14 protein-coding genes are annotated in these 14,305 nt (G+C 63.9%); 9 read left to right on the plus strand and 5 right to left on the minus strand.

Annotated features, from left to right (window positions below; genetic code table 11):
• Window positions 1–27 precede the first annotated feature (27 nt).
• Window positions 28–1,233 (minus strand): ABC transporter substrate-binding protein, encoded by a 1,206-nt coding sequence (locus IVB01_RS02340; protein ID WP_247276326.1) that lies wholly within the window; start codon window positions 1,231–1,233, stop codon window positions 28–30.
• Window positions 1,234–1,477: 244 nt separating this feature from the next.
• Here IVB01_RS02340 and IVB01_RS02345 point away from each other — a divergent pair, with 244 nt between their 5' ends.
• The gene (locus IVB01_RS02345) at window positions 1,478–2,329 is read left to right on the plus strand and encodes a thermonuclease family protein (RefSeq protein WP_247276325.1); all 852 of its coding nucleotides are present in this window, start codon (window positions 1,478–1,480) and stop codon (window positions 2,327–2,329) included.
• Between the two features lie 133 nt (window positions 2,330–2,462).
• Entirely contained in the window at window positions 2,463–3,854 is a 1,392-nt protein-coding gene (locus IVB01_RS02350; protein ID WP_247276443.1) for a M48 family metalloprotease, read from the plus strand.
• A 22-nt stretch (window positions 3,855–3,876) separates the two neighbouring features.
• On the opposite strand, the gene IVB01_RS02355 is transcribed toward IVB01_RS02350, so the two are convergent.
• Window positions 3,877–5,205, minus strand: coding sequence for an MFS transporter (locus IVB01_RS02355; protein WP_247276324.1), 1,329 nt, complete (start codon window positions 5,203–5,205; stop codon window positions 3,877–3,879).
• 181 nt (window positions 5,206–5,386) lie between these two features.
• Between IVB01_RS02355 and cyoA the strand changes: the two genes are divergently transcribed.
• From cyoA to IVB01_RS02390, 7 genes are read left to right on the plus strand one after another with little or no spacing between them, the layout of a single operon-like run.
• Window positions 5,387–6,550: a ubiquinol oxidase subunit II gene (gene cyoA / locus IVB01_RS02360; protein WP_247416973.1), complete on the plus strand. Its 1,164-nt coding sequence runs from the start codon at window positions 5,387–5,389 to the stop codon at window positions 6,548–6,550.
• Between the two features lie 11 nt (window positions 6,551–6,561).
• Window positions 6,562–8,559, plus strand: a complete 1,998-nt coding sequence (gene cyoB / locus IVB01_RS02365) for a cytochrome o ubiquinol oxidase subunit I (RefSeq protein WP_247276322.1) — start codon at window positions 6,562–6,564, stop codon at window positions 8,557–8,559.
• Between the two features lies 1 nt (window position 8,560).
• A complete protein-coding gene (cyoC, locus tag IVB01_RS02370; RefSeq protein ID WP_247276321.1) occupies window positions 8,561–9,190 on the plus strand; it encodes a cytochrome o ubiquinol oxidase subunit III in 630 nt (209 codons plus the stop codon).
• Window positions 9,187–9,567, plus strand: a complete 381-nt coding sequence (gene cyoD, locus IVB01_RS02375) for a cytochrome o ubiquinol oxidase subunit IV (protein ID WP_247276320.1) — start codon at window positions 9,187–9,189, stop codon at window positions 9,565–9,567. Before cyoC ends, cyoD begins: the two co-directional genes overlap by 4 nt.
• A 13-nt stretch (window positions 9,568–9,580) precedes the next feature.
• Window positions 9,581–10,432 carry an SURF1 family protein gene (locus tag IVB01_RS02380; protein ID WP_247276319.1) on the plus strand — a complete coding sequence of 284 codons (852 nt, stop codon included), beginning with the start codon at window positions 9,581–9,583 and terminating at the stop codon, window positions 10,430–10,432.
• Window positions 10,404–11,810, plus strand: coding sequence for an ATP-binding protein (locus tag IVB01_RS02385; protein WP_247276318.1), 1,407 nt, complete (start codon window positions 10,404–10,406; stop codon window positions 11,808–11,810). Before IVB01_RS02380 ends, IVB01_RS02385 begins: the two co-directional genes overlap by 29 nt.
• The gene (locus tag IVB01_RS02390; RefSeq protein WP_247276317.1) at window positions 11,800–12,333 is read left to right on the plus strand and encodes a response regulator transcription factor; all 534 of its coding nucleotides are present in this window, start codon (window positions 11,800–11,802) and stop codon (window positions 12,331–12,333) included. Before IVB01_RS02385 ends, IVB01_RS02390 begins: the two co-directional genes overlap by 11 nt.
• 86 nt (window positions 12,334–12,419) lie before the next feature.
• On the opposite strand, the gene IVB01_RS02395 is transcribed toward IVB01_RS02390, so the two are convergent.
• The 3 genes from IVB01_RS02395 to IVB01_RS02405 all read right to left on the minus strand — a co-directional run bounded on the left by IVB01_RS02395 (window position 12,420) and on the right by IVB01_RS02405 (window position 14,296).
• Window positions 12,420–13,229, minus strand: a complete 810-nt coding sequence (locus tag IVB01_RS02395; protein WP_247276316.1) for a CarD family transcriptional regulator — start codon at window positions 13,227–13,229, stop codon at window positions 12,420–12,422.
• Window positions 13,230–13,573: 344 nt separating this feature from the next.
• Window positions 13,574–13,912, minus strand: a complete 339-nt coding sequence (gene fdxA, locus IVB01_RS02400; RefSeq protein ID WP_018643465.1) for a ferredoxin FdxA — start codon at window positions 13,910–13,912, stop codon at window positions 13,574–13,576.
• A gap of 132 nt (window positions 13,913–14,044) precedes the next feature.
• A complete protein-coding gene (locus tag IVB01_RS02405) occupies window positions 14,045–14,296 on the minus strand; it encodes a S4 domain-containing protein (protein ID WP_346015473.1) in 252 nt (83 codons plus the stop codon).
• Window positions 14,297–14,305 lie beyond the last annotated feature (9 nt).

Consider the following 14,305-nt stretch of genomic DNA (forward strand, 5'->3'; position numbering starts at 1 on the left):
CAATGACGTTGCGAGTTCGTCACGCTGTCATTTCTTCACCAGCGGGCAGCGCGACTGCTCCAGCGACTGGAACGCCTCATTGCCGGGGACGGTGGCGAGCAGCTTGTAATCGTCCCAGCGGCCCTTGGATTCCGACGGCTTCTTCACCTCGAACAGGTACATGTCGTGGATCATGCGGCCGTCCTCGCGGATCTTGCCACCCTTGGCGAAGAAGTCGTTGATCGGCGTCTCCTTCATCACCTTCATGACCGCCGCAGCGTCGGTCGTGCCGGCTGCCTTCACCGCTTTCAGATAATGCGTGACGGAGGAATAGACGCCGGCCTGCGCCGAGGTCGGCGGCCGCTTCACGCGTTCCTGGAAGCGCTTCGAGAAGGCGCGCGTCTCCTCGTTCATGTCCCAGTAGAACGCTTCGGCCAGCAGCAGGCCCTGCGCGGTCTCAAGCCCGATCGAGTCGATGTCGGTGACGAAGGCGAGCAGCGGCGACAGCTTCTGGCCGCCCTTCATGATGCCGAACTCCGCCGACTGCTTGATGGCGTTGACGGTGTCGCCGCCGGCATTGGCGAGCCCAATCACCTTGGCCTTCGAGGCCTGCGCCTGCAGCAGGAACGACGAGAAATCCGAGGTGTTGAGCGGATGACGCACGCTGCCGAGCACCTTGCCACCGGTCTTGGTGACGACGTTGCTGGTATCCTTCTCCAGATCCTGGCCGAAGGCATAATCGGCGGTGAGAAAGAACCAGGTGTCGAGGCCCGATTTGACCGCGGCAAGGCCGGTCACGTTGGCCTGGGCGAACGTGTCGAACACGTAGTGCACGGTATAGGGACCGCAGGCTTCGTTGCTGAGGCGGATCGAGCCCGGGCCGTTGAAGATGATGATCTTGTTACGCGCTTTCGCGATCTCTCCGGCGGCGAGCGCGGTCGCCGAGGCCGCGACGTCGTAGATCATCTCGACGCCCTGATTGTCGAGCATGTCGCGGGCGATGTTGGCGGACAGATCGGCCTTGTTGAGATGGTCGGCCGCCAGCACCTGGATCTTGCGTCCCAGCACCTCGCCGCCAAAGTCTTCGACAGCCATCTTGGCCGCGGTCTCGCTGCCGGGGCCGGTGATGTCCGCATAGAGGCTCGACATGTCGAGGATGCCGCCGATCTTGAGCGGCGGCTTGTCCTCCGCCTGCACGGCGCTCGCGCTCAGGGCAAACGCTGCGGCAAAAATGACCGACAAAATACGCTTCATGAAAAAGGTCTCCCTTATCGCGCCGTGCTCTGATGGCGGCTTGGCTATTGGTGTTGCTGCAATCATGCCGTATGCGCGAGAGCGCAGCAAGCGAAGGTACGTTGCGTGCGCACGATTGCCGCGTGTGTTTTCCGCAAAGCGGAATGGTGAGGCGCGGACAAATGTCTCCACGTCATTGCGAGCGTAGCGAAGCAATCCAGAATCTTTCCGCGGAGGGGCTCTGGATTGCTTCGCTGCGCTCGCAATGACGGAGTATGAGGAAGCCTCTTCGCGAGCCACTACGCATGAGCTAAGCTTGGCACGCAATACAACCTCTCCGGGTCACGTGACGCCACGCCTTCACCTCATCGTCGCACTTCTTCTCGTCGCGGGTCACAGCGCATCCGCGAGCCCATGCCAGTTCGAGTCTCAGGGCGAAGGCCGCGTCGCGGCCATCGTCGATGCGCGCAGCGTGCGTCTCGACGATGGCCGCGAAATCCGCCTGATCGGCATCGAGACGACGGCGACGACAAAGCAGGCCCTGACGTCGCTGCTCGCCGGCCGCGACGTGGCCCTGCGCGGCACAGACGACACACCTGACCGCTACGGCCGGCAAGGCGCTTTTGTGTTCGTCGGCGAGAGCGATATCTCGGTACAGGCCACGCTGCTCGCCCAAGGCGATGCCATCGTCTCCGCCGAGATCACGGACAAGGACTGCGCGGCCGCCCTGATGGCGTCGGAAGCCGAGGCGCGGCGCCAAAAAATGGGCAGCTGGGCTGATCCGTCGGCCATAAAAAACGCGGAAAGTCCGGACGATATTTTGGCAGGGATTGGGCGTTTTATGGTGGTCGAGGGCAAAGTCCTGTCGGTCCGGCAAGCTGGGGCAATGACCTACCTCAACTTCGGACGAAACTGGACACGGGGCTTTGCGGCGACTATTTCAAGGCGCACGCTGCCGGCATTCGAAAACGCCGGAATTACCCTCAAGTCCTTGGAGAATCGACGTATTCGCGTTCGGGGCTGGGTTGAAGGGAATACGGGGCCGCGTATCGATATACGCCTCGTGGGACAGGTCGAGTTGCTGGGCGCAAACGAGCCGACAGGGGTAAGGCCCTAAAAGGGCCGGGCACGGGTTAAGCGACGTGAATGGGGTGCTAGAACGGCACGAACGAGGTGATGGCCGCCGCCTGCGGGCTGCGCCGGCCGCGCTGTGCCTTGTTCTGGGCGGGCTTCTCGCCGGCTGCGGCGACATGGGCAGGTTCCAGGCCGCCGCGACCCCACCGGCTGTCGCGATGCCCAAGCCGAAACCCGCCGTCGCGCAGACCCCGGCCACCGAGAAGGAGCACGAGCGCATCCTGGCGAGCTATGGCGGCACCTATGACGATCCGCGGCTGGAATCGCTCGTCAGCAAGACCGTCGACCGGCTGGTCGCCGTCTCCGACCGCCCCGATCAGGGCTATAAGGTCACCATCCTCAATTCCGGCGCGGTGAATGCGTTCGCACTGCCGAACGGCCAGCTCTACGTCACGCGCGGCCTGCTCGCGCTCGCCAGCGACACCTCGGAATTGTCCTCCGTGCTCAGTCACGAGATGGCGCATGTCCTGTCCAAGCACGCCGCGATGCGCGAGGACCAGGCGCGCCAAGCCGCGATCGTCACCCGTGTCGTCACCGACATGAGCAACGATCCAGATCTGACCGCGCTCGCGCTCGCCAAGACCAAGCTCACCATGGCGAGCTTCTCGCGCAAGCAGGAGATCGAGGCCGACGGCATCGGCGTCGGCATTTCCGCCCGCGCGCATTTTGACCCTTACGGTGCGGCGCGCTTCCTCTCGGCGATGGAGCGTAATGCCGAGCTGAAGGCCGGGAAAAGCTCGCTCGATCCGCGCGCGCAGGATTTCACCTCGTCGCATCCGGCCACCCCGGAGCGCGTGCAGAATGCGCAGACCATCGCGCGACAATATGCAGCGCCCGAAGGCGCCGAGCGCGACCGCGAGACCTATCTCGCCGCGATCGACAATCTCGTCTATGGCGAAGACCCCAGCGAAGGCTTTGTCCGCGGCCGCAGGTTCCTGCATCCCAAGCTCGGCTTTACCTTCCAGGCGCCGGACAATTTCACGCTCGACAACACCGCGCAGGCGGTGATCGGCGTGCGCGAGGGTGGCTCGCAGGCGATGCGCTTCGACGTGGTGCGCGTGCCCGCCGAGCAGTCGCTCGGCGATTACCTGAACTCCGGCTGGATGGAAGGTGTCGAGAAGGCTTCCACCGAGGATCTCACCATCAACGGCTTTCCGGCGGCATCCGCCACCGCCAAGGGCGATCAGTGGCAGTTCAAGGTCTATGCTTTGCGCTTCGGCAGCGACGTCTACCGCTTCATCTTCGCGGCCAGGCAGAAGTCGACCGAGAGCGACCGCAACGCGCGCGAGACCGTCAATTCATTCCGCCGCCTGACGCTCGAGGAGATCCAGGCCGCGCGCCCGCTACGGATCAAGGTCATCACGGTGCAGCCCGGCGACACCGTGGAATCGCTCTCCCATCGCATGGCCGGCGTCGACCATCCCGCCGAGCGTTTCCGCGTGCTCAACGGCCTCGACCGCAACGCGCAGGTGAAGGTGCGTGATCGGGTGAAGATCGTCGCGGATTGACATCGACGCGTAGCCCGGATGGCTACCGCCCCGCGTCCATGTCGCCGGCCTCGCGCTGGCCGCTGAGCCAGAGCGCGAGCAGGGTCCAGAACGCGCCCGACAACAGGTACGCACCCGAGGCGATGACGCCGAGATTGGTGGCGAGCAAAAGCGCCACCAGCGGCGCGAAGCCGGCGCCGAACAGCCAGGCCATATCCGACGTCAGTGCGGACGCCGTGTAACGGTACGTCTGCTTGAAATTCGAGGCGATCGCGCCCGAGGACTGGCCGAAGGACAGGCCGAGCAGGATGAAGCCGATCACCATGTAGATGGTCTCGCCGAACGCACCAGCGTCGAGCAGCTGCGGGGCGAAGCCGCTATAGATCGCGATCGCGATCGCCGATCCCATCAGCAGCGACTTGCGGCCGACACGGTCGGCGATGATGCCGGAGATCACGATCGCGGCGACGCCGAACACGGCAGCAACGATTTCGATGATCAGGAAGCGCACCGGGCTTTCGCGGGTGAACAGGAACACCCAGGACAGCGGAAACACCGTCACCATGTGGAACAGCGCGAAGCTCGCCAGCGGCGCGAACGCACCGAGCATGATGTTCTGACCTTCGCGCGCGACGGTGTCTGAGATGCGCGCCGGCTGCAATTCGCGAGTCTCGAACAGCGAAGCATATTCCTCGGTCGTCACCATGCGCAGGCGGGCGAACAGCGCCACGACGTTGATGGCGAAGGCGACGAAGAACGGATAGCGCCAGCCCCAGTCGAAGAAATCGTCGGCCGAGAGGTTGCCGGCGAAATAGGCGAACAGCGCGCTCGCCACGATCAGCCCGAGCGGGGCCCCTAGCTGCGGCACCATTGCGTACCAGCCACGCTTGGAGGGCGGCGCATTCAGCGCCAGCAGCGAGGCGAGACCGTCCCAGGCGCCGCCCCAGGCCAAACCCTGCGCGATACGCGCCAGCGCCAGCAGCCAGATCGCGGCAACGCCGATCTCGTGATAGCCCGGCAGGAACGCGATCGCGACGGTGGCAGTGCCGAGCAGGAAAAGCGCCGAGATCAGCTTGGCCGTCTTGCCGTAGGCGCGGTCGATCGTCATGAAAATGACGGTGCCGATGGGGCGGGCCATGAAGGCCAGCGCGAAGATCATGAAGGAATAGAGCGTGCCCGTCAGTTCGCTCGCGAACGGGAACACCAGGCGGGGGAACACGATCACGGAGGCGATCGCGAAGACGAAGAAGTCGAAGAATTCCGAGGTACGGCCAATGATGACGCCGATGGCGATCTCGCCGGGGCTCGCCTGGTCGTGGCCGTGCTCGCCCGAGTGGAGGTCTGCCATTGCGGGGGTCTGTGCCGTCGCCATGCGTGCGCCCTTAACGTCCTGAAAACCAAAGCCAACCGCCCGGCGGGACGCCAGGCAATCTGGACCTCTCTGACTCAACATTCCGCACTGCAACATTGGACAAATTGTCCAATGTCCGGATTGCTGCGCCGCAGCTACCCGTTGGGCCGGCAAAGGAAACTCATTCTCAAAGGCTCGGCTCGTGTCCCGTCTCAAGATTCTGGCGCTGCTACCCCTGGCGGCTGCGCTTAGTGGCTGCAACTACGTCGTGCTGGCGCCCGCCGGCGATATCGCTGCCCAGCAGCGCGACCTCGTCATCATCTCCACCGTCCTGATGCTCCTGATTGTCGTCCCCGTGATGGCGCTGACGGTGCTGTTCGCCTGGCGCTACCGCCAGTCCAACACTGAGGCTCGCTACGAGCCGGATTGGGACCACTCGACCAAGCTCGAGCTGGTGATCTGGTCGGCGCCGCTCTTGATCATCGTCTGCCTGGGCGCGCTGACCTGGATGGGAACGCATCTGCTCGACCCTTATCGCACGCTCGGCCGCATCCATGCCGAGCGCGCCGTCGATCAATCCAAGGCCCCGCTCGAGGTCGACGTCGTCGCGCTCGACTGGAAATGGCTCTTCATCTACCCGGACTACGGCATTGCCACCGTCAACGAGCTCGCAGCTCCGGTCGACCGTCCGATCACCTTCCGCATCACGGCGTCCTCGGTGATGAACTCGTTCTACATCCCCGCGCTCGCCGGCCAGATCTACGCGATGCCGGGCATGGAGACCAAGCTCCACGCCGTCGTCAACCACGCCGGCACCTACAAGGGTTTTTCGGCGAATTACAGCGGCGCCGGCTTCTCCGGCATGCACTTCAACTTCCAGGGCCTCGACGACAAGGGCTTTGATGCCTGGATCGCCAGCGCCAAGTCGGCCGGCGGCTCGCTCGGCCGCGCCGAATATCTCCAGCTCGAAAAACCCAGTCAGAACGAACCGGTCCGGCGCTACGGCACGATCGATTCCGATCTCTACCGCCTGATCCTTAATATGTGCGTCGAGACCGGCAAGATGTGCCAGAGCGAGATGATGGCGATTGACGCCAAGGGCGGAGCCGGCCATCAGGGCGTGAACAATACGCTGCCGCTCGCCTACGACAAATACGCCCGCCGCGGCACGGCGCTTGGGCTGGAGCCGAGCTTCGTTGCCGGCACCTGCACCCCGGATGCGCCGCAAGGCGCCGCGACCACCGCGTCAATCAAGGCGCCGACCGACACCGCGCCGCTGCTCGGCGCCGGCCTGAAGCGGCCGTCGTTCACGCCGCTGAAGTCCTCGTCCTTCTTCCTCGGACAGCGTCCGAAGTCAGATTCTTAAAGAGATCCCGCATGTCTCCTGATCTTCTCAAGCTCATCTTCGGCCGGCTCGGCTTCGAATCGCTGCCGCTGCACGAGCCGATCGTCGTCGGCACCTTCGCGGTGGTCGCGCTCGGCGGCGCCGCGTTGCTCGGCGCCCTCACCTATTTCCGTCTCTGGGGCTATCTGTGGCGCGAGTGGTTCACCACCGTCGACCACAAGCGCATCGGCATCATGTACATGATCCTCGGCATCGTGATGCTGCTGCGCGGCTTCGCCGACGCGCTGATGATGCGCGGCCAGCAGATGCTCGCCTTTGGCGGTTCCGAAGGCTATCTCAACGCCCATCACTACGATCAGGTCTTCACCGCCCACGGCGTGATCATGATCTTCTTCGTGGCGATGCCGCTGGTCACCGGCCTGATGAACTACGTCGTGCCGCTCCAGATCGGCGCGCGCGACGTGTCGTTCCCGTTCCTGAACAATTTCAGCTTCTGGATGACGGTCGGCGGCGCAGTGCTGGTGATGGCCTCGCTGTTCATCGGCGAATTCGCCCGCACCGGCTGGCTGGCTTACCCGCCGCTGTCGAACATCGGCTACAGTCCCGACGTCGGCGTCGACTATTACATCTGGGCGCTTCAGGTCGCCGGCGTCGGCACGACGCTATCCGGCATCAACCTGGTCTGTACTATCGTCAAGCTGCGAGCTCCGGGCATGACCATGATGCGGATGCCGGTGTTCACCTGGACCTCGCTCTGCACCAACGTCCTGATCGTCGCCTCTTTCCCCGTCCTCACGGTCGTGCTCGCGCTGCTCTCGCTCGACCGCTACGTCGGCACCAACTTCTTCACGAACGATTTCGGCGGCAGCCCGATGATGTACGTGAACCTGATCTGGATCTGGGGCCACCCCGAGGTCTACATCCTAGTTCTCCCCGCCTTCGGCATCTTCTCGGAAGTCACCTCGACCTTCTCCGGCAAGCGGCTGTTCGGCTACACCTCGATGGTCTACGCCACGGTCGTCATCACCATCCTGTCGTACCTGGTCTGGCTGCATCACTTCTTCACGATGGGCTCGGGCGCCAGCGTCAACTCGTTCTTCGGCATCACCACGATGATCATCTCGATCCCGACGGGGGCGAAGATGTTCAACTGGCTGTTCACGATGTATCGCGGCCGCATCCGCTACGAGCTACCGATGATGTGGACCATTGCCTTCATGCTGACCTTCGTGATCGGCGGCATGACCGGCGTTCTGCTCGCGGTACCGCCGGCCGACTTCGTCCTGCACAACAGCCTGTTCCTGATCGCGCACTTCCATAATGTGATCATCGGCGGCGTGGTGTTCGGCGCGTTCGCAGGCATCAGCTACTGGTTCCCGAAGGCGTTCGGCTTCAAGCTCGATCCGTTCTGGGGCAAGCTGTCGTTCTGGTTCTGGGTCACCGGCTTCTATCTTGCCTTCATGCCGCTCTATGTGCTCGGCCTAATGGGCGTGACCCGCCGCCTGCGCGTGTTCGACGATCCCTCGCTCCAGATCTGGTTCGTCATCGCCGCGATCGGCGCCGGGCTCGTCTTGCTCGGTATCATCTGCATGCTGGTGCAGTTCGCGGTGAGCTTCCTCAAGCGCGAGCAGCTCAAGGACGTCACCGGCGATCCCTGGGATGCACGCACGCTGGAATGGGCGACCTCTTCACCCCCGCCGGACTATAACTTCGCCTTCACGCCCGTCGTGCACGACAACGACGCGTGGTGGGACATGAAAAAGCGCGGCTACCAGCGTCCGCTCAACGGGTTCAAGCCGATCCACATGCCCAGCAGCACCGGCACCGGCATCATCCTCGCCGGTCTTGCCACCGCGATGGGGTTCGGCCTGATCTGGTACATCTGGTGGCTGGCCGCCGCGAGCTTCATCGCGATGTTCGCCGTCGGTATCGGTCACACCTTCAACTATCACCGCGACTTCGACATTCCGGCTGAAGACGTCATCCGGACCGAGGACGCGCGCACCAAACTGCTCGCCGGAGCCAAGTAAAATGACTGTCGCGATCAATCCCACCCAATCTGGCGAGCCGATCTTCTACCTCGCCGACGAGCACCCGCATCCGGAAGGCTGGAGCACCGCGCTCGGCTTCTGGATCTATCTGATGAGCGACTGCCTCATCTTCGCGATCCTGTTCGCCACCTTCGGCGTGCTCGGCGGCAACTATGCCGCCGGTCCGGCGCCGAAGGACCTGTTCGACCTGAATCTGGTCGCGGTGAACACCTCGATGCTGCTGCTGTCGTCGATCACCTACGGCTTCGCCATGCTGACGATGCAGCAGAACAAGGTCGGCCAGACGCAGATCTGGCTGGCGATCACCGGCCTGTTCGGCCTCGCCTTCATCGGCATCGAGCTCACCGAGTTCGCCCACATGATCCACGAGGGCGCCACGCCGCAGCGCAGCGCCTTCCTGTCCGCGTTCTTCACCCTGGTCGGCACCCACGGCCTGCACGTCTCCTGCGGCCTGATCTGGCTGGTGACGCTGATGGTGCAGGTCTGGAAGTTCGGCCTGATCGAAGCCAACCGCCGCCGCCTGATGTGCCTGTCGATGTTCTGGCACTTCCTCGACGTAGTCTGGATCGGCGTCTTCACCTTCGTCTATCTCCTGGGAGTTCTGCGATGAACACCGATACTCACGCCGCGCACGCCGACGATCATCACCATGGCGACGGCCACGCCCACGGCACGTTCTCGACCTATATGCTCGGCTTCGTGCTCTCGGTCGTGCTCACCGCGATCCCGTTCTGGCTGGTGATGAGCGGCGCGCTGCCGAGCAAGCAGATCACCGCGCTGCTCATCATGGCCTTCGCAGTCGTGCAGATCGTCGTGCACATGATCTACTTCCTGCACATGAATACGACGTCGGAGAACGGCTGGAGCATGATGGCGCTGATCTTCACTATCGTCATGGTGGTGATCGCGCTTTCCGGTTCGCTGTGGGTGATGAACCACCTCAACAGCAACATGATGCCGATTCATCAGATGAGCGGAATGAAGTGAGCGAGCCTCTGACGTGAGCAAGATCTGGACCGGGACGAACAAGGCAGGCGGGACGCGCGGCAAGGCTGCGCGATCCCCCTCCCTGTGGCTCACGGTCCTCTCGCTCACGGCGATTGCCGTTCTGATCGCGCTGGGCATCTGGCAGGTCGAACGCCGCGCCTGGAAGCTGGCGCTGATCGACCGGGTCGAGCAGCGCGTTCATGCCCCGGCCCAGCCGGTTCCCTCGCCCGCTGCGTGGCCCACGATCTCCACCGCGAACGACGAGTACAGGCACGTCACCCTCACCGGCCGTTTCCTGCATGACCGCGAGACGCTGGTGCAGGCCGTCACCGAGGAAGGCCCCGGCTATTGGGTGCTGACGCCGCTTCTGCGCAGCGACGGCACGCAGGTCCTGATCAACCGCGGCTTCGTGCCCTCCGAGCGGCGCGACGCCTCGACGCGCCGGGACGGCAATCCCGACGGCGAGGTTGAGATCACGGGTCTGTTGCGCATCACGGAGCGCAGGGGCGGATTCCTCAGGAACAACGTGCCGCAGCACAACCGCTGGTACTCGCGGGATGTCGCCGCGATCGCGGCGGCACGCGGCCTCCACGAGGTCGCGCCCTTTTTCGTGGATGCCGACGCCGGATCACAAATTGCCGGCGGTCCGATCGGCGGATTGACCGTGATCCGCTTTCCCAATAACCACCTGATCTACGCACTGACGTGGTTTGCCCTGGCTTTCATGCTAGCCGGTCGACTTTTCGTCACATTCGGCGGCGGGCTATTGCGCCGCAAACGCTTCGTCCACGAACCGGCCGGCGGCTCCGACGCCGCTGCCCGCAGGACGGGATCAGATGCTGGAACGATCGTCGAGCCGACCTGACGACGCAAAGTCGAGCCCCCGGACGCTGGCCCATGGCGGCGAGCTGGCCGTGACGCTGCAATCGCAGGAGGACGCGCGCGGCGAGCTGATCGGCACTGCTCCCACCGACGACGAGACCAACCGCAAGAACATGGCGCTGCTGATCCAGCTGCGCTGGACCGCGGTGGTCGGCCAGATCGTGACCATCGGCGCCGTGCATTTCGGGCTTGGCATCCCCCTGCCCTTGGAACGGATGGGCGCGGTGATCGGCGCGCTGGTGCTGCTCAACGTCTCCAGCCTGGTCTGGGTGCGCCATCGCGCGGCGATCACCAACAACGAGCTTTTGGTCGCGCTGATGCTCGACGTCGCCGCGCTGACCGCGCAGCTCTACCTCTCTGGCGGCGCCACCAATCCCTTCACCTCGCTGTTCCTGCTCCAGGTCACGCTGGGCGCGGTGCTGCTCGACGCCCGCTCGACCTGGTCGCTGGTTGCGCTGACCTGCGCGAGTTTCGTGTGGCTGACGCTCGCCTACAGGCCGCTCGACCTGCCGCCAAATCCCATCAGCGAGACCTACAGCCTCACCGTAGCAGGCATGCTGTTGGGCTTCGTCCTCAACGCCGTGCTGCTGGTGGTGTTCGTCACCCGCATCAACAGGAATTTGCGCGAGCGCGACGCGCATCTGGCGGCGCTGCGCCAGCACGCGGCCGAGCAGGATCACATCGTGCGCATGGGCCTGCTCGCCTCCGGCGCGGCCCACGAGCTCGGCACCCCGCTCGCCTCGCTTTCGGTGATCCTCAGCGACTGGCGCCGCATGCCAGATCTCGCCGCCGATCAGGAGCTCGCCGAGGATCTCGCGGAGATGGAGACCTCGCTGCAACGCTGCAAATCGATCGTGACGGGCATCCTGGTGTCGGCGGGCGAAGCACGCGGCGAAGGCTCCTCGCCGACGACGGTGACGGCGTTCGTCACCGCGCTGGTGGAGGAATGGCGCGACGCGCGCTCGGCGCGGACGCTCTACTTCGTCAACACCTTCGGCGAGGACGTCGCGATCGTCTCCGACATCGCGCTGAAGCAGGTGATCTTCAACGTGCTCGACAACGCCTATGAGGTCTCGCGCGATTGGGTCGAGCTCGTCGCCGAGCGCGAGGGCGACAATCTCGTGCTGTCGATCAGCGACCGCGGCCCGGGCTTTGCGCCGGAGATGCTGGCGCAGCTCGGAAAGCCCTATCAGTCCAGCAAGGGCCGCGCCGGCGGCGGGCTCGGCCTGTTCCTGGTGGTGAACGTGGTGCGCAAATTAGGAGGCAGCGTGACCGCCGAGAACCACAGGAAGCGCGGCGCCACCGTTCGTCTCACGCTGCCGCTCGCAACGCTCGCGATCGGAGGGAATTTTGACGCCTGACCGCTCGCTCATCGTCGTCGAGGACGATGCCGGCTTCGCCCGCACACTGAAACGCTCGTTCGAGCGCCGTGGCTACGAGGTCGTGCTCGCCGCCTCGATCGAAGAGGTACGCCAAGTGCTGGAGGAGCGCTCGTTCGGCCACGCCGTGGTCGACCTCAAGCTCGGCGGCGCCTCCGGGCTTGCCTGCGTCGAGCTCTTGCACACGCATGATCCCGACATGCTGATCGTGGTGCTGACCGGCTTTGCCAGCATTTCGACCGCCGTCGAGGCCATCAAGCTGGGAGCCTGCCACTACCTGGCAAAACCGTCGAACACCGACGACATCGAGGCCGCCTTCAACAAGGCCGAAGGCAACGCCGAGGTCGCGCTCGATGCACGACCGACATCGATCAAGACGCTGGAATGGGAGCGCATCCACCAGACCCTGATCGAGACGGATTTCAACATCTCGGAAGCGGCCCGAAGGCTCGGCATGCATCGGCGGACGCTGGCAAGGAAGCTGGAGAAACGGCCGGTCAAATAAGGTGTCGTCCGGACCGGCGTCCCCCAAACAAAAAGCCCGGCCGAACGGCCGGGCTTTGATCTGTTGCAATCGATACGACGGGTTGCTTACGCAGCCTCGTCGGCAACGGTGGTGTCGTCGCCATCGGTGTCGTCGGTATCGCCCTCTGCATCCGTATCTGCTTCGCCCTCGGCGGCTTCCGCCTTGGCGTTGCGGCGCGGGCTCTTGGCAAGCTGGGCCTCGATCTCCTTGACCGCCTCGGTCTCGGTCGAATGCTGCACCACCGCGATCTCGCGGGACAGACGGTCGAGCGCCGCTTCATAGAGCTGGCGTTCGCTGTAGGACTGCTCCGGCTGCGACTCCGAGCGGTAGAGGTCGCGCACGACTTCCGCGATCGCAACGATGTCGCCCGAATTGATCTTCGCTTCATATTCCTGGGCGCGGCGCGACCACATGGTGCGCTTGACGCGGGCGCGGCCCTTGAGGGTCTCCAGCGCCTTCTTGACCAGCGCCGGATCGGACAGCTTGCGCATGCCGACATTGGCGACCTTGGCAGTCGGAACGCGCAGCGTCATCTTGTCCTTGATGAAGTTGATGACGAACAGCTCGAGCTTGGCACCGGCGATCTCCTGCTCCTCGATGGCCAGGATCTGGCCGACGCCGTGAGCGGGATAAACGACGAATTCGTTGGCCTTAAAGCCCTGACGCTGGGTGACGACCTTCTTTTCCTCGACTTTCGGCGCAGCAGCGGGCTTGGCGGCCGGCTTGGTAGCGGCAGGAGCCTTGGCATGAGCAGCAGCAACGGGAGCCTTCGGCGCGGCGGGCTTGGCAGCGTGAGCCTTCGCCGGGTGAGCCTTGGCAGCAGCAGGCTTGGCAACGGTCGCTTTCGCGGCCGATTTGGCAGTCTTGTTAGGCATTGCGCTTCTTTTGTTCTTCGAGGACTTTGCAGCCGGCGCCTTCGTCGCGGTCCGACCCTTGGATGCGCTACGGCTGGCCGCGGCGACTTTTTTGGCCTCCTTATGGGAAGCCCTCGCTGAAGTACTCTTTTTACGCGTTTTCTGTGACACAGCCTGCGCGCGGAAACTGCCACGCCCCTGTTCGACATTTGGTTTCACGGGAACCCAGAGGGGCCAACGGGGCTGACGGGGTTCGGCTTAATGTGCCCAATATAGCACATTTCCCGCAAAAATCAATGATTTAGGGGTCTTCAGGGCTGGTTTTCGGCGGTAACGCAGCTATTAGGGTTAAGTTTGGGCCCTAATTAGTCTCCCGAGCCCGGGTTCGGAGAAAAATATTTCTCGAACTTGCCTTCCATGCCATCGAATTCCTTGGCGTCGGCGGGTGATTCTTTCTTCTGGGTGATGTTGGGCCAGCTCTTGGCGTAGTCGGCGTTGACTTGGAGCCACTTTTCCAAGCCCGGTTCCGTGTCCGGCTTGATGGCGTCGGCGGGGCATTCCGGCTCGCACACGCCGCAATCGATGCACTCGTCGGGATGGATGACGAGCATGTTGTCGCCCTCGTAGAAACAGTCGACCGGGCAGACCTCGACGCAGTCGGTGTACTTGCACTTGATGCAGTTTTCAGTGACGACGTAAGTCATCCAACGCTCCGAAAAGCTCTTTCAAAAGTCGCGGCTTGCGTAGCGCGGATGGCCCGGCGCCGCAAGGTCGGGAACGGCCGATCATGACACTTGTGTGCGTTTGACCAGCCAAGAAATGAATGCACCGCGCAATTAATTGCGCTCGCCGAGCTCTTCGTAGAGCACGCGGGCCGAGGCGGCATCGCCGCGGCGCTCGTTGAAGGCGATGACCTTCAAGACGCGCACGGTGCGATCGAGCGCGATGGTGAGCACGTCGCCGACCTTGATCGCATGCCCCGGCGATGTCTCGCGTGCGCCGTTGACGCGAACGTGGCCGGTGACCACCAGCTCAGCGGCGGAGGTGCGCGCCTTCACCACCCGGGCGTGCCACAGCCATTTGTCGATGCGCTGCCG

Origin of the sequence: Bradyrhizobium sp. 164 (genome assembly GCF_023073715.1) — a bacterium.
Lineage (GTDB): Bacteria > Pseudomonadota > Alphaproteobacteria > Rhizobiales > Xanthobacteraceae > Bradyrhizobium.